A 19,187-nucleotide genomic window follows, 5' to 3' on the forward strand; every position below is an offset into this window, starting at 1 on the left:
TAGATGCAAAATCATATTAAGTTGAGAATGTTTAAACATGAAGCGTTTGGCGCGCCCCGAGGCGCGCCGAACCGGGCTGGGGGCTAAGACATGAGCTTTTTCCGTTGGTCCCTGTTGGCGCGGGTGCTTCCCGCCATCGCCGCCGCCGGCATGGTCCATGGCCACGCCCTGGCCGAGGTCTCGTCCACCCCCTCCATCGTCCATGCCGGCCAGCTGCTGGAGACGCCCGGCCATGCGCCGTTGAAGAATGTCAGCGTGGTGATCGTCGACGGCAAGGTCCAGTCGGTGCGCGAGGGCTTCATCGGTCCGGACGCCGCCGGCCTGCCGGCCGGGACCAAGGTGGTGGACCTGTCCAACATGTTCGTCATGCCGGGCTTCATCGACCTGCACGTCCATCTGGCCGGCGCGGGACCCGGCGACGCGGCCGTGCGCAAGCCCGACACCTACTTCGCCCTGCTGGGCGCCAAGAACGCCAACACCACGCTGATGGCCGGCTTCACCAGCGTGCGCGACCTGGGCTCGATCGGCTACACCGTGTTCGGCCTGCGCGACGCGATCAAGGACGGCCTGGTGCCGGGTCCCAAGATCACCGCCTCCGGCGACCCGATCAGCCCCACCGACGGCCACGCCGACAACCACGGCTATCGCGAGGAGGTGATGGCCGCCATGCCGCGCCGGGGTGTCTGCGATGGTCCCGAGGACTGCCGCCGCGCGGTGCGGGCCGCGGTCAAGCGCGGCGCCGACGTGATCAAGGTGATGGCCAGCGGCGGCACGCTGGACGAATCCGACGCGCCCACCGACCAGCAGTTCACCGACGAAGAGCTGAAGGCCATCGCCGACACCGCCCATGCGCTGGGCCGCAAGGTCACCGCCCACGCCCACGGCAAGGGCGCCATCGACGCCTGCATCCGCGCCAACTTCGACTCCATCGAGCACGGCATGTGGGCCGACAAGCAGACGCTGCAGGCCATGAAGGACAAGGGGATCTGGCTGGTGCCGACCGTGTGGCCGATCGACTATGTCGGCGACACCGACGAGAAGAAGCGCCACGGCCCGTTCAAGGACCTGCCGCCGGTTTCCTTCGCCAAGGTGCTGGCGCTGAAGGACCAGCCCAAGGTGCTGGCCAAGATGGCCCATGCCATGGGCGTCAAGATCGCGCTGGGCACCGACGCCGGGGTCTATCCCCATGGCCAGAACGCCCACGAGTTCATCGAGTACGTCACCGCCGGCATGACCCCGATGCAGGCGCTCACCGCCGGCACCTCCGACGCAGCGCTGGCCGGCGGGATCAAGCACGTCGGCTCGCTGGAGCCGGGCATGGCCGCCGACATGGTGGGCCTCGCGGTCAGCCCGCTGGAGGACATCAATTCGGTGCTGAACGTGCCGTTCGTCATGCGCGACGGCATCGTGTTCAAGTCGTCCGGGGTCGAGGTCGCGCGTCAGCAGGCGCTGATCCAGGAAACCGACGTCCAAGACGCTTTCTGATCTATCATCCAAGAGTTCGGGTCTAAGGGGATCGCCTCATGAAGCTTCGCGCCAAACTCTGCGCCGCCGTGTTCGCCCTGGTGGGCGCCGGCGGGGCCAACGCCGCGACCTATACCTTCCAGCACGTCACCCTGATCGACGGCACCGGGCGCGCGCCCCGTCCCGACATGTCGGTGACGGTGACCGACGGCCGCTTCGTCTCGATCGAGCCGAGCGCCATCACCGGGCCGCCCAGGGGCAAGGTGATCGAGGCGCGGGGCAAGTATCTGATCCCCGGCCTGATGGACATCCACATCCACCTCCAGGGCTTCTCGCGCGGCGGCAAGGCCTTCACCACCGCCACCCGCCCGCCGCCCATCGGCGAGTGGACGGTGGACCGCAAGCTGGGCGAGGAGGCGCTGGGCAGCTTCCTCTATTCCGGCGTGACCACGGTGCTGGACGTCGGCAACATCCCGCAGAACATCCTGCCGCTGCGCGCCGACGAGCGCGCCGGCAAGCTCCTGGCGCCCCACATCTTCGCCACCGGCCAGCTGGTCACCTATCCGGGCAGCCACGGCACCGACATCGCCGTCAACGTCTCCACCTGGCCCGAGGCCAAGGCCCTGCTCGAGGCCCAGGTCGAAAGCCAGCACCCCGACGTGCAGAAGATCACCTATGACGACGAGGGCTGGGGCGCGCGGCCGCTGATCCCGATCCTGCCCAAGGACCTGCTGCAGCACATCATCGAGTTCTACAACGACCACGGCGTGCGCACGACCGTGCACATCTCCAACGAAAGCCGGGCGCGCGAGGCGATCTATTCCGGCGTCGACAGCCTGGCCCACACCCCGGTCCAGGGCCCGCTGACCGAAGAGTTCGTCAAGCTGGCCGCCGCCAAGCAGATCCCGATGGCCTCGACCATGACCATCGGCGACAACTACAGCCGCGTCCACGACCATCCCGAATACCTGGATCAACCGCTCTACGTCGCCACCATGACCGCAGCGGAGCGCGCGCGGCTGAAGAAGATCGCCGCCGAGGGCGGGGAGACCGCGCTGAAGTCCAGCCCGGCCCTGTACCAGCGCACCTGGCGCAAGTGGATGCAGACCCAGGGCCCGATCCTGCAGGACAACCTGCGCCGGGTCGACGCGGCCGGCGGCGTGGTCGCCGCCGGCACCGACACCAGCAACGGCGCCAGCCTCCAGCGCGAGCTGGAACTGCTGTCGGAAGCCGGCATCCCCAACCTGGAAGTGATCAAGATCGCCACCTTCAACGGCGCCCGCCTGCTCGGCAAGCAGGAGCAGATGGGCAGCGTCGAGGACGGCAAGATCGCCGACGCGGTGCTGCTCAACGCCGATCCCGTCGCCGACATCAACAACACCAAGAACATCGCCCTGGTGATGAAGGCCGGCGAGATCATCGACGAAAGCAAGCTGCCGCTGGCCGGCGGCCCGCAGAAGCGCCGCTGGCCGGCGAGCTGAGGCGCTCGCTAGGCTGGCCGCCGCCTAGCGTGGGTCGCCGTCGCCGGGCAGGTGGACATCCGTAGCTGGATGGCTGAAAAATTCTGGCATAGCCGGGATTGGAAGTCCGCCTGGAACGCGGCCTTGGCCGAGGGCGCGTTCGCCAGCACCTGCTTGCTGTAGCCCACCGACACCTGGACCAACCGGATCATCGCCGGATGATCCAGGGTGAATTGACCCGCCTGTTGACGTTCTTCCTGCGTCACGGTCAGCGGTTGTTCACGCATCCGGTGGCCGATGTCGCTGTCGTTCCAGGCGATGACCGTCTTCAGGTCGTCCTCCGACAGCCGGCTGGCGAAATAGGTCGCCATCCCGTCCAGGGTGATCCGTATCCGCGCCGCCTCGGCGCTCTCGAAGGCGGTGGAGAACGCTGTGAGCGCCTGGGCCTGTTGGCGCGCCGGCAGGGCGGCGGCCTTGGTCTTGAACTGCTCCAGGGTCTGGGAATAGGCGGCCTGGCCAACCGCCTTCATGGCCGCCTCCGCCTTGTACTGCACCAGATATTGGTGGACGAGCCGGAGCCGCTCCGGTGTCGGAGGCGTGGCCGTCGTTTCCGCGGACGTCGAAAACGCTTGGCCGAGCTGCGCGAAAGCGGAGGCGGTCTTGTTCGACATCGCAGGGTCGTCTTGCGCGTGCGCCGGGTATGCCAACATCAACGCCAGCCCGGCCTGGACCAGGGCGATCATGCGCAGTGTCTTGCGTTTTGCCTGCGTGGCTCCGCCGCGCGGTGCCAGTCTTCCAAGTTGCATGTGTTCCCCCAGAGCGGTCGGCTTCTATGGCCCGTCGCGCCATGGACGATTTCCGCGATGACACACGGCTTGCCTGTAGCGTCGTACAGGCCGCCAGCGCGTTTTCAGATGAGTGGATGCAGACCGAGTGGAGAGGCGGTTGCAGCATGCATCGACAGCGCCAACCCGTCCGCGCCGACCCTGACGGCGAGGCCTTCGTAGCCGGTCAGGACGGGATGGCGCGTGGCCAGTGGATGCGTATGCGTAGCGGTGATCACCACCACGCTGGCGCCCGCCGCCTCGGCGGCGGCGATCCCGGCGGGCGCATCCTCGAACACCAGGCAGTCCTCGGCCCGGACGCCCAGCCGCTGGGCGGCGAGCCGGAAACAGTCGGGCGCGGGCTTGCCGTGGGCCACATCCTCGGCCGTGATCAGCAGCGGCGGCGAGGGCAGACCGGCCGCCTGCAACCGGCGCATCGCCAGCGCGCGCGAGGCCGAAGTGACCACCGCCCAGCGCTCCGCCGGCAGCGACGCCAGGAAGGCGCCGGCGCCGGCTATGGCCTCGACGCCTTCGACGTCCTCCAGCTCCGCGCGGTTGATCGCGGCGCCCTCCGTCTCGGGATCGACCCCGGCCAGCCCCTGGCGGCGCACCGTCTCCACCGCCCGCACCCCATGGATGGTCGGCGGGAAGGCGGCGACGTCGAGCCCGTGGCTCCGCGCCCAGGCCGCCCACACCCGCTCGGCCGCCGCGATGGAGTTCAGGATGGTCCCGTCCATGTCGAACAGGAAGGCGGCGAAGCTTCGGTCGGGAAAGGGCGCTTGGGTCATGGGGCGCAGCTTCTGCCCCGTTGGGCGGGGGGATGTCGATGGTGGCTGCGCTCTCCAGCCTTTTCGGCGACCGCGCGAGCACCGAGTGGGGATACTTTGCAGATCGGCTCGGCTAATATCGGTGTCACGTCGCTCAAGAGCGTCGAGTTGGGAGTTGAATCTATGAGCCGTGCTTTCGAAGCAGGGCCGCAACCTGAGCCTTTCGGTAGTCTTTCGATGGAAATCGACGCCCTGGGTTCGGCGGAGTTCGGAGCCTTGCTTGCTAAGGAGGTGCTGGCCGCAGTACCTGCTAAATTTATGTCGGCCTTCTATATGGACAGCACCGGCTTCATCCGCTTTTTGTTTGCCGAAGGTGACGCCGACCAAGCTCAAACTCTCTGGAATCAGCTTTCGTCCAAAGCGGATGTCGGCACGCCGTTCCAGAGCGCCTTCTTCGAGACAGTCGCCGGGCCCAGCAATCTTCGTCTGCGCCCGTGGACGACCGGGGCGGATCGAGTCGACAATGCCGATCCATTGAGCAATGGTTTTTTCGTATTCAGAAGTTTCAAAGAGGACGCAGTTGTATTGGCGCTGCATTGTAGCGACAATGGGGTGTCTATAATGCAAGAATACTCGAGTTATTTTGAGCGTATGGGCGGTGTGATCCTGGGCTTGATTCGCCAGCACGTGCATTTGATCGACGCCAGGAGTGCGCTTCTGTTTAAGCCGGTGTTTAAAGATTTGGTGGCGCAAATGAACGCCGTGTTGCCGCAACTCAGTATCCGAGAGGTTGAGGTCTGCGCCTCGATGTTGCTGAACATGTCGATCAAGGAAATCGCTTTGCGCCTGGGTGTGGCTCCAACAAGTGTTGAAACCTTTCGTAAGCGCGCTTACCTGAAGCTAGGTGTTGGTTCTCGCGTAGAATTCTTGAAGTTGTATGAGCGGCTGCTTTACACGAACATCAGACGTCGAGGGCGTTTTTCTCCCGCTCATAGCGGCTTGCCGGGGTCGGCGGAGGGGTTCCTCGTCACGGACTAGCTACAAGGTGAGAGCTGCTCTTCACCGGCAAAGCACGCGATCGAGGCGACTGAGCCGGTGAAGGGATCGCCGGAGAACGGCGAACCCCCGCTCGCCTAGCCATCCCCCGCCTTGACGCCGAACACCTCCGCCGCCCGCGCGAAGCCCGTGGCCACTATGTCGATGTCGTTGGCGGCGACCACCACCTTGTAGCCGCTGTCCAGCCGCGTGCGGGCGAGCTCGGCGGAGAAGGTGAACAGCCCGCAGGCCAGCCCCGCCGCGTCGCAGGCCTCCAGCACCGCCTGGCACGCCGCCTGGTGGCGCGCGTCCGGCTCGGGGAAGCAGCCGATCGACAGGGCCAGGTCGCCCGGCCCGATGAACACGAAGTCCAGGCCGGGCGTGCGCGCGATCTCGGCGGCGTTGCGCACCCCTTCCACGGTCTCGATCATCACCGCCACCAGCGGGTCGGCGTTGCGGGCGTGATAGGCCGCGAAGCCTTCGCCGATCGGGCGCACCCCGCCGCCGGAACGTCCGCCATGGGGCGGGAAGCGCGCCGCCGCCACGGCCCGCCGCGCCTGGGCGGCCGTGGCGATCATCGGCACGATCACGCCGCGCGCGCCGCTGTCCAACGCCTCGCCGATGGCGCTGTCGCTGTCGTTGAGGGTGCGCATCAGCACCGGCGTCGCGCCCAGAGCGCTGACCGCTAGGTGCGCGCTCATCCGGTCCCACAGGCCGTGCTGCAGATCGATCACCGCCGCGTCGAAGCCCGGCCGCGCGCCGAGTTCGGCCAGCGGGACCGAGCCCATCGAGAACCAGGACAGCACCAGTCCGGACCCGCGAAGCTTGTCGCGTAGCGGCTGGGCGGCGGAGGTCGTGTCGGTGTGGTCCATATCGGTCATCCTAGCCCCTGTCGCTGTGTCGAATCCGTGGTCGGCTGCAATGCCAGGAAGCTTTCCTGCGCGCGGGCGACGAAGCGCGCCATCACGTCCTGCACGCCCAGCGCGTCGCGGCGGCGGAAGTCCGCGATCAGCTCGTCCAGCAGCCGCATCGCCACCTCGCGGGTGGCGGGGTCGTACAGGGTGGCGTTGCGGGTGATCTGCACATGGTCGACGAAGCGGAACAGGGTGGCCGCCAGCCGCCGGTTGGGCGCCGCCTCCAGCCAGGCCTGGCGGAAGCGGCGGTTGGCCTCGATGAAGCCCGTGGCGTCGTCCTGCGCCATCGCCGTGCGCGCCGCCGCGTACGCGACCTCCAGCCCCGCCAGCCCGGCCGCGTCGAGCGCCGCCGCCGCGGTCGCCGCCGCGCGCGGTTCCAGCAGCCGGCGGATCTCGAAGATGTCGGCCATGTCCTGGGGGGTCAGCCGGGGCAGCACGAAGCCGCGGGTGGTGCCGACCAGATAGCCCTCGTGCACCAGCCGCAGCAGCGCCTCGCGCACCGGCATGCGCGAGACCTCCATCTCCTCGGCCAGCACCGTGTCGACCAGCCGCTCGTCCGCGCCCACCGCGCCGCGCCGGATGCGGTCCAGTAGTTCGAGGTAGATGCGCGTGCCCCGCTCCCCACGCTCCAGCCGCGTCGCCGCCGCCTTGCCGGCCATCAGCGGCGGCTCGCACGAGGGCGAACAGAATACGGAAGCATGCCGTGTATCTCAGCAGGGTTGAGGTCTACTGCTATCAGATACGAGTATAGCGCCTTGACAAGCGGAAAATCGCGAGGGCCAATGATGGAGAACAGTATACGGAACTTTCCGCCAATGGCGGACAGAAGGAGAGGCGGCTGGCCATGATCCGCGCCCCGGCGACACCTTGAACGACCTCGTGAGCGCCTCGGGGAACGACGCGGTGAAGGCGCTGCTGGCGGCGCTCGGCCCCGATGTCGTCACCCTGCCGGACGCGCTCGGCGAGCGGCGGCTCAGCGACTGGAGCCGCGTCCCCGCCGGCCATCCCGTCGCCCTGCTGCGTCCGCGCACCACCGAACAGGTCTCCCAGGCCCTGGCCATCTGCAACGCCCATCGCCAGCCCGTCGCCGTCCAGGGCGGGCTGACGGGTCTGGCCGGCTCGGCCACCGCCTATGACGGCGAGGTCGCGCTGAGCCTGGAGCGGATGCGCGCCATCGTCGAGGTCGACCCCGTCTCGGCCACCATGACCGTGGAGGCGGGCGTGGTGCTGCAACAGGTGCAGGAGGCGGCGCTGGAGGCCGGCTACTATTTCCCGCTCGACCTCGGCGCGCGCGGCAGCTGCACCATCGGCGGGGTGGTGGGCACCAACGCCGGCGGCAACCGGGTGATCAAGTACGGCATGATGCGCGAGCAGGTGCTGGGGATCGAGGCGGTGCTCGCCGATGGCGGCATCGTCGGCGGCCTGCACAAGATGCTCAAGAACAACACCGGCTACGACCTGAAGAACCTGCTGATCGGGGCCGAGGGCACGCTGGGCGTGGTCACCCGTGTGGTGCTGCGGCTGCGCCCGCGCCCGACCGGGGTCTCGACCGCCTGGTGCGGGCTGGGCGACTTCGCGGCGGTGACAACGCTGCTGCGCCGCGCCCAGGCGGGCCTGATCGGCGGCGTCTCGGCGTTCGAGGTGATGTGGCCGAGCTATTACGACTTCGTGCTCGGCAATGTGGCGGACCTACGCCGTCCGCTGGAGGGCCGCCACGCCTACAACGTCCTGCTGGAGACCGACGGCCCCGAAGCCGAAGCCCAGGCCGAGCAGTTCCAGGGCTTCCTCGCCACCCTGCTGGAAGAAGGCGTGATCGAAGACGCCGCCATCGCCATGTCCGAGCGCGACGCCGCCGAGTTCTGGCGTATCCGCGACGCGCCGGGCGAGTTCATGAGCCTGATGCCCGACATGGTCGCCTTCGACATCAGCTTCGCCGTGCGCGACCTGGCCGAGGCGGCGGGCCGGCTGACCGAGCTGATGGCCAGCCGCTATCCCGGTTCGCTGGCCCTGGTCTACGGGCATCTGGGCGACGGCAACATCCACCTGCTGGTCGACGCGCCCGACATCACCGACGCGATCCGCCAGGATATCGAGGCGCTGGTCTACGGCGTGGTCTCCGATCTCGGCGGGTCGGTCTCGGCCGAGCACGGCATCGGGGTGAAGAAGCGCAAGGTGCTGGGCCTCACCCGCACGCCGGACGAACTGGCGGCGATGACGGCGATCAAGCGCGCGCTCGATCCCAACGGGGTGCTCAACCCCGGCCGTATCCTGCAAGCCTGACGGGGAGAGGCGAGGATGGTCGACGCCGCCACGAACCCTCCGGCGACGAGCCCGTCGCGCGACGACATCCTGTTCTCCGCGGTGGCCAGGCGTTTCCTGCCTTTCCTGTTCCTCTGCTACCTGATCGCCCAGGTCGACCGGATGGACGTGGGCTTCGCCAAGCTGACCATGCTGGCGGACCTGGGGTTCAGCGAGACGGTCTATGGGATCGGCGCCGGCGTCTTCTTCCTCGGCTACGTGCTGTGCGAGGTCCCCAGCAACATCGCCCTGAAGCGCTTCGGTGCGCCGATGTGGCTGGGCCGGATCATGGTCAGTTGGGGACTGGTCTCCATCGCCCTGATGTTCGTGCGCTCGCCGATGAGCTTCTATGTGCTGCGCTTCCTGCTGGGCGTGGCCGAGGCCGGCTTCTTCCCGGGGGTGATCTATTATCTCAGCGACTGGTTCCCGACCTCGCGCCGCACCCGCATCACCGCCGTGTTCATGAGCGCCATCGCCGTCTCGGGCGTGGTGGTCGGGCCGGTGTCGGGGCTGATCCTGTCGCGGCTGAACGGGGCCGGTGGGCTTGCGGGTTGGCGCTGGCTGTTCCTGCTGGAGGGCGCGCCGGCCGTGGTGCTGGGCCTGATGACCACCCGCCTGCTCGACCGTTCGCCGGAAACCGCGCTCTGGCTGTCGCCGGAAGATCGCCTGCGGGTGGCCGCCGTGGTGGCCGCCGAGCGGGGGCCCGCCGCCAAGGCCTCGCTGCTGTCGGCCCTGACCCATCCGCGCGTGCTGGCGCTCAGCCTGGTCTACGGTTGTTACGGCGTGTCCTTCTTCGGCCTGGTGTTCTGGCTGCCGACCATCGTCCAGGCGTCCGGCGTGGCCGATCCGCTGCGCATCGGCCTGCTCAGCGCCATCCCCTGGCTGGCGGGCGTGGCGGCGATGGCGGGGGCGGCGGCCTATGTCGAGCGGGGCGGCCGGCTGCGAGCGACCCTGGTGGCGCTGGCGCTAATCTCGGCGGTGGGCTGGGCGCTCAGCCCCCTGGCGCTGGGCCACACCGCGCTGGCGGTGCTGCTGTGCTCGCTGGCGGTAGCCGGCACCATGGGATCGCTGCCGGTGTTCTGGAACCTGCCTACGGCCATGTTCCAGGGCGCAGCCCTTGCCGCCGCCATCGCCCTGGTCTCCGCGCTGGGAAACCTTCCGGGTTTCTTCTCGCCCTATGTTGTCGCGATCCTGAAGCAGTCGACCGGATCGCTAGCGTTACCAATGTATCTGTTCGCCCTGGTCATGGCGTTAGGGGCCGCTGTCCTGGCTTGCATTGCGGCGCCGGGCAGGTCTGGAGGGGAGCCTGCGTCAAGCGGACGCTAGTCGTGTTATTTCATACCTAAACTTTATTGTTGCCATCACATATGAATGTGGGCATATTTTTTGAACTCGGGGATGAATCGATCTTTCTCTTAAGTGTGTGGGCTCGGATGCAACCGAGCCGCCGTTGCTGCGAGTGCCAAGAGTAAAGTGTTGGCGTACCCAAAAAAATAAAACATCTGGCCATCGAATTCAACTTCGAGATGTAGTTGCGATCTGCTTTGCGGAGCGCGATGATGGGGGTCTGAATGCAGCATTCGAATTATCTCGCACAGGAAGTGTTGCGGCGCCGCGTCGGTTTCCGCTCGCTGCTCCTGGCCACCGCCGTGTCCTCGATCGCGGGCGCCGCCTGGGCCCAGAGCGCGCCGCCGCCGGCCACAGACACCGCGTCGCCCCCTCCCAGTTCCACCCGCGCCACACCTGCGGGCCAAGGCGGCAATAGCGCCGAAAACCCGGCGGCCGCGCTCAACACCTCGGTGGGCGAGGTCATAATCACCGCCACCAAGCGCAACACCACCGTCCAGAACACGCCGATGGCGATCACCGCCCTCACCGGCGACCAGCTGACCGCCGCAGGCGTGGTCAACATCACCGACGTGGCCAAGCTCTCGCCCGGCCTGACCGTGGTCGACACCGGGCCGGGTTCGCGCCGGGTGGTGATCCGCGGCATCGAGGGCCCCGGCGAGCCCACGGTCGGCACCTATTACGACGAGACGCCGGTGACCGGCTCCTCGGGCACGACCGGCGACGCGGGATCGCGCACCCCGGAACTGGGCCTGTTCGACGTCCAGCGCATCGAAGTGCTGCGCGGACCCCAGGGTACGCTGTACGGCTCCGGCTCGATGAGCGGCACCTTCCGCGTCATCACCAACAAGCCCGTGTTCGGCAAGTGGGAGGGCGAGCTCGACGCCACCGGCGACACCGTGCGCGACGGGGGGCAGGGCGGCGAAATCAACGGCGTCGTCAATATCCCGCTGCTCGACAACCTGGCGGCGCGCGTGGTCGCCTTCGACCGCTATACGCCCGGCTACATCACCGACGTGCGCACCGGCCACGACGATCTCGGCAACTACGGCAGCTACGGCGGTCGCGTGCTGATCCGCTACCAGCCGCTAGAGAACCTGACCATCGACGGCTCGGCCTATTATCAGCGCAGCAGCGGCACCCAGCCCTACTGGTTCCCGCGGATCGGCACCTACAAGTCCAACACCTATCTGGACCAGCCGATCGGCGACAACGTCGACCTCTACAGCCTGACCGCCCATTACGACGCGGGTCCGGTGACGGTTACGGCGGTGTCGTCCTACATGAACCGCTACCAATACACGTCCAACGACCTGGACGGCTACTACCGGGGCCTGATCAGCGGCCCTGGGGGCACCGGCACCGCCGCGACCAACGCGGCCAAGTGCCAATCGCTGTTCAACGGCGGCGTGGCCTGCAACCCGACCCAGCTCACCGCCTTCAACAACCACGTGCTGTCGCTGTTGCCGACCACCGCCTACCAGCCCCAGTCGGTGCACGACTGGAACAACGAGCTTCGCCTGAGCTCGTCCGGCGACACCCGGCTGAAGTGGACGGTGGGCTTCTACGCCGACCAGCGCCGCACCTACACGGTCAGCGACCAGCGCACCGGCGATCCGGGCACCACCCTGATCATCGAACCGCTGGAGATCACCTCCGAACGCACCATCCTGGCTCACCTGGACCAGTATGCGGGCTTCGGCGAGGCGTCGTTCGACGTCACCAAGAAGTTCACCCTGACCTTCGGCATCCGCGGCTTCAACTACGAGGAAGAGAACAACGGCACGACGCCGATCGGCCTCGACCTGCTCGGCACCAAGACGGTCGGCCCGGCGGTGATCAGCAGTTCCGAGAGCGGCGTGGTCTACAAGTTCAACGCCGCCTACCGACTGGCGGCGCACGACATGTTCTACGTCGAGGCGTCCGAAGGCTTCCGGCCCGGCGGCGTGAACCAGATCCTCGGCCTGCCGTCGGCCTTCGCCCCGTACAAGTCCGACAGCCTGTGGAACTACGAGTTCGGCAACAAGTCCGAGTGGTTCGGCAACAAGCTGTATCTCGACGCCGATGTCTACGACATCGAATGGTCGAACATGCAGGTGACAGGCACCACGCCCAACGGCGCCTTCAGCTATATCGCCAACGCCGGCGCCGCGCGGATCTACGGCGTCGAGGCGGAGGTGGCGTACCAGCCGTTCCATGGCCTGCAGATCGAGACCAACGGCAGCTTGCAGAACCCCAGGCTGACCCAGAACCAGGTCACCTCCGACGTCGCGGCGCCGGGCGTCAAGGGCAACCGCATCCCGTTCGTGCCCCAGGTGCAGGGCGACATCTCGATCTCCTACACCCACCCCATCGTCGAGGGGCTGAACGGCACCGCGCGTGCAGACGAAAGCTACAAGGGCGGGTCCTACTCGACCTTCCCCAATACCGATCCGAACCGCGACAAGCTGCCGGCCTATGCGATGACCAACTTCCGGATCGGCGTGGAAGCGCCGGACGCCAACTGGGGCGCCTACTTCTTCATCAACAACGCCCTCAACCGGACCGGCATCGCCTGGGAAGCCACCAACGCGACCACCGGCAACGTTCCCGAGGCCGCCAGCGTCGCCCCCCTGACCTTCGGCATCAACGCCCGCAAGAAGTTCTAGGGGACGATCTAAGTATTGCGTGCTTCGAGACGCCCTTCGGGCTCCTCAGCATGACGAAAGGGGGATGCAAGGGTCGGCGTGGCCTCTGCATTCCCTTTTTTGTTCCATCCCACTCCCGAACGCCGCCCATCTTCCTTCGTCATGCTGAGGAGCCCGAAGGGCGTCTCGAAGCACGCAGCCGGCGTCCGCCGTACGGGGTCGCCGCCCGGGATTCCGCGGGTCTGGACCCCTATGCGTGTGGAGAAGCCGCACCGCCGGCCTGCCGTGCGACGTCCGCCAGCAGCCTGGACATACCGGCCACCGGCGCGAATGCGCTCGGCTCCAGCCCGTGCCGGGCCACGATCCAGGCCGGTTCGTTGTAGGCCACGAACACCTGCCCCTCCGCGTCCTCGTACACCAGCGCGCGCAGCGGCAGATCCAGGCCCAGCGCCTGTTCGGCCTGCATCAGCGGCGTCCCGCCCTGGGCCGCGCCGAACACCACCACCGTCGTCGGCCGAAGCTCCAGCCCCGCCTCGCTTGCGTTCAGGGCGTGGTCGATCCGGGCGAAGAACTGCACATGGCGTTGATCCAGGGCGTCCACGAGCCCTTGCAAGGTCTCGGCGAACCCGCGCGCGGAGGGGACGGTGACAAGGCCTTCGGACATGATCTGGTCTCCTGTGAGCGGCGACCTCTCCCCGTCGGGCGCGATCGCGGATACAGACAAGCCGCACGATCCAGAGCCGAGGACAAGCCGTGATCCACGTCATCGCCATACTCCAGACCAAGCCCGGCATGCGCGACGCGGTGCTCGAGGCGGTCGAGGCCAACCTCGCGGCGGTGCGCGCCGAGGACGGCTGCATCGCCTACGGCCCGGCCATCGACTTCGAAGGCTCGTCCGACAAGCTCGGCCCCGACACCTTCGTGGTGGTCGAGCAGTGGGAAAGCCCCGAGGCGCTCAAGGCCCACGCGGCCTCGCCGCACATGGCGGCCTTCGGTGCGCGGGTGAAGGACATGCTGGTCAGCCGCGCGATCCACGTCCTGACCCCCTGCTGAGATGCGTGCCTGGGGCGCGTGCTCGTCAAGGATGGCGTCAGGGTTCGTCACGGACGCAGGCGCGGCGCAACGGCCCCGCAAGCGTACGTTCCGAATTTCGGAGAAGGGTGGTGAGCCGACCTAAGGCTCCGTGGTTGCTGGCGCTCCAATTACGAACGGCACTCGAACGAGTACGCCCTCGCCTATGGGCGGGTCTCCGGTGACGAAGATGCGCTTTCGGTCGGCCATCACCCTCGCGGCGACAGCGAAGTTCAAGTTCGCCGGGCTTTCGGCCACTGGCTTGCATTTATCCAATTCTCCGCCTGGGGCGATCCGGCAGCTTAGGATCGCCTCGCCGTTTTTCCGGGCGTCCACGGCCACCTGCGGATAATAAGGACCCACCGGCCCAAGTCGGGTGTAGCTCCGCTCCGACTTCTTGAGCGGACGGAAGGCAGCGTCATAGACTGGCTGTTGCGGCGCGCTCGCTTCGGGCGTCTGTGCGAGCGCGAGCGCCATCATGGTGACCAGCATTATCCCCCCTTTTCATAATGACAGAAGCGCATGGCGCGTGAACGTCTGCAACGGGTGGTTTTCAGACATAGGCTTAGCAATGCCTCCCCTGTAAGCTGAGCGAATGGCGACATCGTCTGTGCATTACGAGGACCGATGGGGACCGCTTCGGGCTGTCCTATTTCGGTTGATTATTCCCGTAGGGCTACTTGGCTCGCTGCCGCTGTTGTTGATCGCCGCGATGCTATTACACACAATGACCCTACTCATCGTCGCCTACCCCGTGGTCGTTGTTCTTGTTGCTTTCTGTAGCGTCAGAAACGTAATTCTCGCCCAAGGTGCCGTCGCTCGGGTGCTCGGATCGGTCGTCGGCGCGCTGCTTACTGGTGTCGTAGCTATTCTCGCGTTCCGCCTGTTCATCGCGAGCGGCGGCGTTTAGTCCGCTGAGGGTCGAAACCCGTCATCGCCATCCCGCCCAGAAGCGGACACTCCCTAGCTTGTAATACACTCTAGCCGCCGCCTGCCGCCCGCGTCGCGATCGGCATATCGCAGGGGCTGAAGTCGGCGCCCTTCGCGTGGCGCATCCGGTCCAGGTCCGCGCGGAAGGCGGCGGAGCGGGTGTCGATCACCTCGACCGCCGGGCGTTCGTTGGCGGGCAGGTCGGCCATCAGCCGCACCCGGATCATCCGGTCGGGGTGGGCCGGGGGCTCGCCCACGGCCATGGCGCGCACCACGTCCAGCCCCACCACCACCCGGCCCCAGACCGCATAGTCGTGGTCGAGCGAGCGGTTGGCGTCGCGCATGAAGAAGATCTCGCTGTTGGCGCTGCCGATGGTCTCGCCGCGTCCCATGCCGGCCACGCCCGGACAGTAGACACCCCAGGCGCGGTACTTGCCGGGCTTGGCGGGCGAGGGCGTGGCGGCGAAGGGCAGGGCGCCGACGAAGCCCTCGATCCCGTCGCTGGCCCGGCTCGCCACCGTGTCGAAGGCCTCGGGGCCCAGCACCGCGGTGAACTCCGGCGGCAGGTTGGGATGGCTGGAGACCCCGCCGTCGTGATTGCCCGGATCGCCGGTCTGGTCCACGAACCCCGCGATCACCCGATGGAACAGCAGCCCGTCATAGAGGCGCTCGCGGCTCAGCAGCTTGACCCGCGCCACCGCCTGGGGCGCGAACTCCGGCCGCATCTCGACCACGATCCGCCCCTGGCTGGTGTCGACCACCAAGGTGTTGTCGGGATCGAGCGGCCGCCAGGTCGGCGGAGCGGTCGCGCCCATCGCCGCCAGCCCCAGCGCCGCGACCGCCAGGCCGGGAATTAGCCGCCACGCTATCGCCGTGAAATTCGCCATTCGATCAAATCCCCCCAGCCGATGATGAACCGGCGCCCGCGCTCTGACCAGATTGCGCCGGTTTTCGGCGGTGGCGCGCGAGCGGCGGCCCACCCTCACGCAGCCATAGGCTAAGCCGTCGAAGCGTGTTTGTAATGGCCACGCTGCCGATCCGCTCGGCGCCCGATCCGCGAGACGTGATGAACCGCAACACCCTGCTTTGCGCCGCCGCCCTGGTCGTCGGCCTCATGGCCTCCCAAGCCGCCTTCGCCGCCCCCGCCGCATCCGCCGCCAAGACCCCGATCACCCATGAGAAGCTGTGGATGATGAAGCGCGTCGGCCCGCCGGTGGTCAGCCCGGACGGCAAATGGGTGCTGTATTCGGTGATGGAGCCGTCCTATGAGCCCGACAAGGCGGTCAGCGACCTGTGGCTGGTCCCCGCCGACGGCCACGCAGCCCCCCGCCGCATCACCAACACCAAGGCGGGCGAGGAAGGCCCGGCCTGGTCGCCGGACAGCCGCGCCATCGCCTTCGCCACCAAGCGCGAGGGTGATACGGTCTCCCAGGTCTACATCCTCGACCTGGCCCAGGGCGGCGAGGCGCGCCGCCTGACCGACGTGTCCACCGGCGCTTCCGCTCCCAAGTGGCGGCCGGACGGCAAGGCCATCCTGTTCGAGACCAGCGTCTTCCCCAATGCGCTGGACGACGCCGCCAATCGCAAGGCCGCCGCCGAGGTCAAGGCGCGCAAGTTCAACGTGCGGGTCTACGAGCACTTCCCGATCCGCTACTGGAACGAGTGGCTGAATGACCGCCAGCCGACCATCATGGTCCAGTCGCTGGAGCCCGGCGCCAAGCCCAAGGACATCCTGTCGCCCACCGCCCTGGCGCACATGTCCGGCTTCTCCGGCCAGCAGGGCGAGGAGCGGGTCTCGCTGTCGCCGCTATGGAGCCCGGACGGGTCGGAGGTGCTGTTCACCGCCACCACCGAGCGCTGGAACGCCGCCTTCGCCCATGTCGGCCACCACCTGTACCGCATGCCGGCCGAGGGCGGCGCCGAGCCCCGCATCGTCAGCCCGGCCGAGGGCGGCTATGGCGACGCCGCCTTCAGCCCCGACGGCAAGTCCCTGCTGTTCAAGTATTCCGACCAGTCGGGCGACGCGGTCTATCACCTGTCGCGCCTGCATCGGGTCGCCTGGCCCGCCGGCGGCGAGGCCAAGCCGGTGACGCCGGGCTTCGACCGTGAGGTCGAGCAGTACCGCTTCACCCCCGACAGCCGCGAGCTGTACCTGCTGGTCTCCGACGCCGGCAAGGAGGACCTGTTCCGCGTCCCGGCCGAGGGCGGCAAACCGGTCCTGGTGATCGAGCCGCAGTTCGGCGGCTACACCGCGCTGGCCATCCCGCCCAAGGCGGCGAAGACCGAACTGATCGCCAGCTACGCCAGTTCGGTCAGCCCCAGCGAGGTCGTGCGCATCGACCCCGTGGCCAAGACCCACACGAACCTGACCAATGTGAACACCGCCGAGGCCGCGACCATCGACTGGACGCCGCCCCAGCACTTCTACTTCACCAGCGCCAAGGGGCGGCGCATCCACAACATGATCTACCTGCCGCCGGCCTTCGACCCGGCCAAGAAATATCCCCTGCTGGTCTTCATCCACGGCGGGGCGGCCAGCAACAACGAGGACCAGATCAGCCTGCGCTGGGACCCCCACCTGCTGGCGGCGCCGGGCTATGTGATCCTGATGACCGACTACACCGGCTCGACCGGCTTCGGCGAGGCCTTCTCCCAGGCCATCAAGCTCGACCCGCTGAAGACGCCCGGCGAGGAGATCGACCAGGCGGTCGACGAGGCGATCAAGCGCTATCCCTATATCGACGGGACCAACATGTGCGCGGCCGGCGCCAGCTATGGCGGCCACATGGTCAACTGGCTGGAGGCCACCACCACCCGCTACAAGTGCCTGATCAGCCACGCCGGCGAGGTCGACCTGCTGACCCAGTGGGGCGAGAGCGACGGCAACTACGGCCGCGAACTGGACAACGGCGGCCCGCCCTGGGGCGGCAGTCCGATCTGGCGCGACCAGAGCCCGATCACCTACGCCAAGAACTGGAAGACCCCGATGCTGCTCAGCGTCGGCGAGCGCGACTTCCGCGTGCCCATCGGCAACACGCTGGAGAACTGGGCCACCCTGCAGCGGATGCAGACGCCGAGCCGCCTGCTGGTCTGGCCCGACGCCTGGCACTGGATTCTCAAGCCCGAGGACAGCCGCCACTTCTACGCCGAGGTGCACAACTGGCTGGCGCTCTACCTGAAGGGCGAGGGCGAGAAGCCGGGTGGCGAGCCGGTCAAGGGCGCGCCGGTCCATGACGAACCCGCCCAGGGCGGCCAGTGAACACAACACCCGATCTTTCGAGGATGAAGACTTTGCGGACCAAGCTTCTCTACCTGGCGGCGCTCGCCCTCGCCGGCGCCACGGCCGCCAGCCCGGCGCTGGCCCAGACCACCTACACCCTGGAAGCCACGCCCAAGAACATCACCTGGGGCCACTTCGACGGGACCACCAAGCCGGTCCTGCGGATCAAGTCCGGCGACACGGTGGTGTTCCACACCCTGCTGACCAATAGCCCGGAAGGCCTGGAGGCCGCCGGCCTGCCGCCCGCCGACGTCCAGCCCGAGCTGCGCACCATCTTCCGCGAGGTGACCACCGACAAAGGCCCCGGCAGCCACATCCTGACCGGCCCGGTCTATGTCGAGGGCGCCGAGCCCGGCGACACGCTGGAGGTGCGGATCAAGAAGATCGATCTGGCCATCCCCTACGCCTACAACATGTTCGCACCCGGCATGGGCTTCCAGGCCGACGACTTCCGCTACAAGCGGGTGCGCATCATCCCGCTCGACAAGACCACCGGCACCGCCCACTTCGGCCCCGGTATCGAGGTGCCCATGCACCCCTTCTTCGGCGACATGGGCGTGGCCCCGCCGCTCAGCATGGGCCGCATCTCCAGCGGCCCGCCGACCATCATCGGCGGCAACATGGACAACAAGGAACTGACGGTCGGGACCTCGGTCTTCTTCCCGGTCTATGCGCCGGGCGCCATGTTCCAGATCGGCGACGGCCACGCCGGCCAGGGCAACGGCGAGGTGGACGTGACCGCGCTCGAGACCTCGCTGGTCGGCACCATGGAGTTCGTGCTGCACAAGGGCGAAAAGACCGGCCCCTATCCCCGCGCCGAGACGCCGACCCACTTCATCAGCATGGGCTTCGACGACGACCTCAGCACCGCCGCGCACAAGGCGGTGGCGGGGATGATCGACTTCCTGGTCGAGCACAAGCACATGACCCGCGACGACGCCTACATGCTGATCAGCGTCAGCGGCGATATCGACATCACCGAACTGGTCGACAGCAACAAGGGCGTGCACGTGATGCTGCCCAAGTCGGTGTTCGTGGGGAAATAGGGGAGAGCGAGTCCGCTATAGGTGGGGAGCGGGCGTTGATTTTCTCGGATTTCTAGGGTTGGAGCGGTCACGCCACTCCGATTGACGGCGGATAGTGTTAAACTGAAAGGTGAAGAAGGACACA

Annotated in this window: 17 protein-coding genes; 10 read left to right on the plus strand and 7 right to left on the minus strand. The window is 67.4% G+C overall.

Features of this window, described 5'->3' with window-relative positions:
• The first annotated feature begins 90 nt into the window (after positions 1-90).
• Together GSQ87_RS05165 and GSQ87_RS05170 are read left to right on the plus strand one after the other, a co-directional pair.
• Positions 91-1,485 (plus strand): amidohydrolase family protein, encoded by a 1,395-nt coding sequence (locus GSQ87_RS05165; RefSeq protein WP_158913950.1) that lies wholly within the window; start codon positions 91-93, stop codon positions 1,483-1,485.
• Positions 1,486-1,523: 38 nt separating this feature from the next.
• Positions 1,524-2,945, plus strand: coding sequence for an amidohydrolase family protein (locus GSQ87_RS05170; protein ID WP_158913952.1), 1,422 nt, complete (start codon positions 1,524-1,526; stop codon positions 2,943-2,945).
• A gap of 8 nt (positions 2,946-2,953) precedes the next feature.
• On the opposite strand, the gene GSQ87_RS05175 is transcribed toward GSQ87_RS05170, so the two are convergent.
• Both GSQ87_RS05175 and GSQ87_RS05180 read right to left on the minus strand, forming a co-directional pair.
• Positions 2,954-3,667 carry a DUF2059 domain-containing protein gene (locus tag GSQ87_RS05175; RefSeq protein ID WP_158913954.1) on the minus strand — a complete coding sequence of 238 codons (714 nt, stop codon included), beginning with the start codon at positions 3,665-3,667 and terminating at the stop codon, positions 2,954-2,956.
• Positions 3,668-3,834: 167 nt separating this feature from the next.
• Positions 3,835-4,536, minus strand: coding sequence for an HAD-IA family hydrolase (locus GSQ87_RS05180; protein ID WP_158913956.1), 702 nt, complete (start codon positions 4,534-4,536; stop codon positions 3,835-3,837).
• A 96-nt stretch (positions 4,537-4,632) separates the two neighbouring features.
• Here GSQ87_RS05180 and GSQ87_RS05185 point away from each other — a divergent pair, with 96 nt between their 5' ends.
• On the plus strand, positions 4,633-5,553 hold the full coding sequence (locus GSQ87_RS05185) for a LuxR C-terminal-related transcriptional regulator (protein WP_158913958.1): 921 nt from the start codon (positions 4,633-4,635) through the stop codon (positions 5,551-5,553).
• A 95-nt stretch (positions 5,554-5,648) separates the two neighbouring features.
• On the opposite strand, the gene GSQ87_RS05190 is transcribed toward GSQ87_RS05185, so the two are convergent.
• A complete protein-coding gene (locus GSQ87_RS05190) occupies positions 5,649-6,431 on the minus strand; it encodes an HpcH/HpaI aldolase/citrate lyase family protein (RefSeq protein ID WP_158913960.1) in 783 nt (260 codons plus the stop codon).
• A complete protein-coding gene (locus GSQ87_RS05195; RefSeq protein WP_158913962.1) occupies positions 6,428-7,123 on the minus strand; it encodes a GntR family transcriptional regulator in 696 nt (231 codons plus the stop codon). Before GSQ87_RS05195 ends, GSQ87_RS05190 begins: the two co-directional genes overlap by 4 nt.
• A gap of 208 nt (positions 7,124-7,331) precedes the next feature.
• Between GSQ87_RS05195 and GSQ87_RS05200 the strand changes: the two genes are divergently transcribed.
• The 3 genes from GSQ87_RS05200 (at position 7,332) to GSQ87_RS05210 (ending at position 12,757) form a co-directional block, all read left to right on the plus strand.
• Positions 7,332-8,744, plus strand: a complete 1,413-nt coding sequence (locus GSQ87_RS05200) for an FAD-binding oxidoreductase (protein WP_158913964.1) — start codon at positions 7,332-7,334, stop codon at positions 8,742-8,744.
• A 15-nt stretch (positions 8,745-8,759) separates the two neighbouring features.
• Complete coding sequence (locus GSQ87_RS05205) at positions 8,760-10,088, plus strand: MFS transporter (protein ID WP_158913966.1); 1,329 nt, start codon at positions 8,760-8,762, stop codon at positions 10,086-10,088.
• 245 nt (positions 10,089-10,333) lie between these two features.
• Positions 10,334-12,757, plus strand: a complete 2,424-nt coding sequence (locus GSQ87_RS05210; RefSeq protein WP_158913968.1) for a TonB-dependent receptor — start codon at positions 10,334-10,336, stop codon at positions 12,755-12,757.
• A gap of 229 nt (positions 12,758-12,986) precedes the next feature.
• On the opposite strand, the gene GSQ87_RS05215 is transcribed toward GSQ87_RS05210, so the two are convergent.
• Positions 12,987-13,400, minus strand: coding sequence for a DUF302 domain-containing protein (locus GSQ87_RS05215; RefSeq protein WP_216839016.1), 414 nt, complete (start codon positions 13,398-13,400; stop codon positions 12,987-12,989).
• Positions 13,401-13,489: 89 nt separating this feature from the next.
• Between GSQ87_RS05215 and GSQ87_RS05220 the strand changes: the two genes are divergently transcribed.
• Positions 13,490-13,789 carry a putative quinol monooxygenase gene (locus tag GSQ87_RS05220; RefSeq protein WP_158913970.1) on the plus strand — a complete coding sequence of 100 codons (300 nt, stop codon included), beginning with the start codon at positions 13,490-13,492 and terminating at the stop codon, positions 13,787-13,789.
• A 120-nt stretch (positions 13,790-13,909) separates the two neighbouring features.
• On the opposite strand, the gene GSQ87_RS05225 is transcribed toward GSQ87_RS05220, so the two are convergent.
• Positions 13,910-14,299: an energy transducer TonB gene (locus GSQ87_RS05225; protein WP_158913972.1), complete on the minus strand. Its 390-nt coding sequence runs from the start codon at positions 14,297-14,299 to the stop codon at positions 13,910-13,912.
• Positions 14,300-14,417: 118 nt separating this feature from the next.
• Here GSQ87_RS05225 and GSQ87_RS22415 point away from each other — a divergent pair, with 118 nt between their 5' ends.
• Positions 14,418-14,717 carry a hypothetical protein gene (locus GSQ87_RS22415; protein WP_216839018.1) on the plus strand — a complete coding sequence of 100 codons (300 nt, stop codon included), beginning with the start codon at positions 14,418-14,420 and terminating at the stop codon, positions 14,715-14,717.
• Positions 14,718-14,787: 70 nt separating this feature from the next.
• Here the strand turns inward: GSQ87_RS22415 and GSQ87_RS05235 are convergent, their stop codons facing one another.
• Positions 14,788-15,624 carry a peptidylprolyl isomerase gene (locus GSQ87_RS05235; RefSeq protein WP_158913976.1) on the minus strand — a complete coding sequence of 279 codons (837 nt, stop codon included), beginning with the start codon at positions 15,622-15,624 and terminating at the stop codon, positions 14,788-14,790.
• 134 nt (positions 15,625-15,758) lie between these two features.
• Here GSQ87_RS05235 and GSQ87_RS05240 point away from each other — a divergent pair, with 134 nt between their 5' ends.
• Both GSQ87_RS05240 and GSQ87_RS05245 read left to right on the plus strand, forming a co-directional pair.
• A complete protein-coding gene (locus GSQ87_RS05240; protein ID WP_216839020.1) occupies positions 15,759-17,996 on the plus strand; it encodes a S9 family peptidase in 2,238 nt (745 codons plus the stop codon).
• Between the two features lie 32 nt (positions 17,997-18,028).
• Positions 18,029-19,063: an acetamidase/formamidase family protein gene (locus GSQ87_RS05245; RefSeq protein ID WP_216839022.1), complete on the plus strand. Its 1,035-nt coding sequence runs from the start codon at positions 18,029-18,031 to the stop codon at positions 19,061-19,063.
• Positions 19,064-19,187 lie beyond the last annotated feature (124 nt).

It is taken from the genome of Caulobacter sp. S45, assembly GCF_009765965.1.
In the GTDB taxonomy this organism is placed as follows: domain Bacteria; phylum Pseudomonadota; class Alphaproteobacteria; order Caulobacterales; family Caulobacteraceae; genus CAHJWH01.

Excerpts from the sequence above, each read along its gene's own strand:
- GSQ87_RS05175 (WP_158913954.1), bottom strand. The coding sequence starts at position 3,667 with ATGATCGCCCTGGTCCAGGCCGGGCTGGCGTTGATGTTGGCATACCCG.
- GSQ87_RS05170 (WP_158913952.1), top strand. The coding sequence starts at position 1,524 with ATGAAGCTTCGCGCCAAACTCTGCGCCGCCGTGTTCGCCCTGGTGGGC.
- GSQ87_RS05225 (WP_158913972.1), bottom strand. The coding sequence starts at position 14,299 with ATGCTGGTCACCATGATGGCGCTCGCGCTCGCACAGACGCCCGAAGCG.
- GSQ87_RS05195 (WP_158913962.1), bottom strand. The coding sequence starts at position 7,123 with ATGGCCGGCAAGGCGGCGGCGACGCGGCTGGAGCGTGGGGAGCGGGGC.
- GSQ87_RS05165 (WP_158913950.1), top strand. The coding sequence starts at position 91 with ATGAGCTTTTTCCGTTGGTCCCTGTTGGCGCGGGTGCTTCCCGCCATC.
- GSQ87_RS05235 (WP_158913976.1), bottom strand. The coding sequence starts at position 15,624 with ATGGCGAATTTCACGGCGATAGCGTGGCGGCTAATTCCCGGCCTGGCG.
- GSQ87_RS05205 (WP_158913966.1), top strand. The coding sequence starts at position 8,760 with ATGGTCGACGCCGCCACGAACCCTCCGGCGACGAGCCCGTCGCGCGAC.
- GSQ87_RS05210 (WP_158913968.1), top strand. The coding sequence starts at position 10,334 with ATGCAGCATTCGAATTATCTCGCACAGGAAGTGTTGCGGCGCCGCGTC.
- GSQ87_RS05190 (WP_158913960.1), bottom strand. The coding sequence starts at position 6,431 with ATGACCGATATGGACCACACCGACACGACCTCCGCCGCCCAGCCGCTA.
- GSQ87_RS05215 (WP_216839016.1), bottom strand. The coding sequence starts at position 13,400 with ATGTCCGAAGGCCTTGTCACCGTCCCCTCCGCGCGCGGGTTCGCCGAG.
- GSQ87_RS05240 (WP_216839020.1), top strand. The coding sequence starts at position 15,759 with ATGGCCACGCTGCCGATCCGCTCGGCGCCCGATCCGCGAGACGTGATG.
- GSQ87_RS05180 (WP_158913956.1), bottom strand. The coding sequence starts at position 4,536 with ATGACCCAAGCGCCCTTTCCCGACCGAAGCTTCGCCGCCTTCCTGTTC.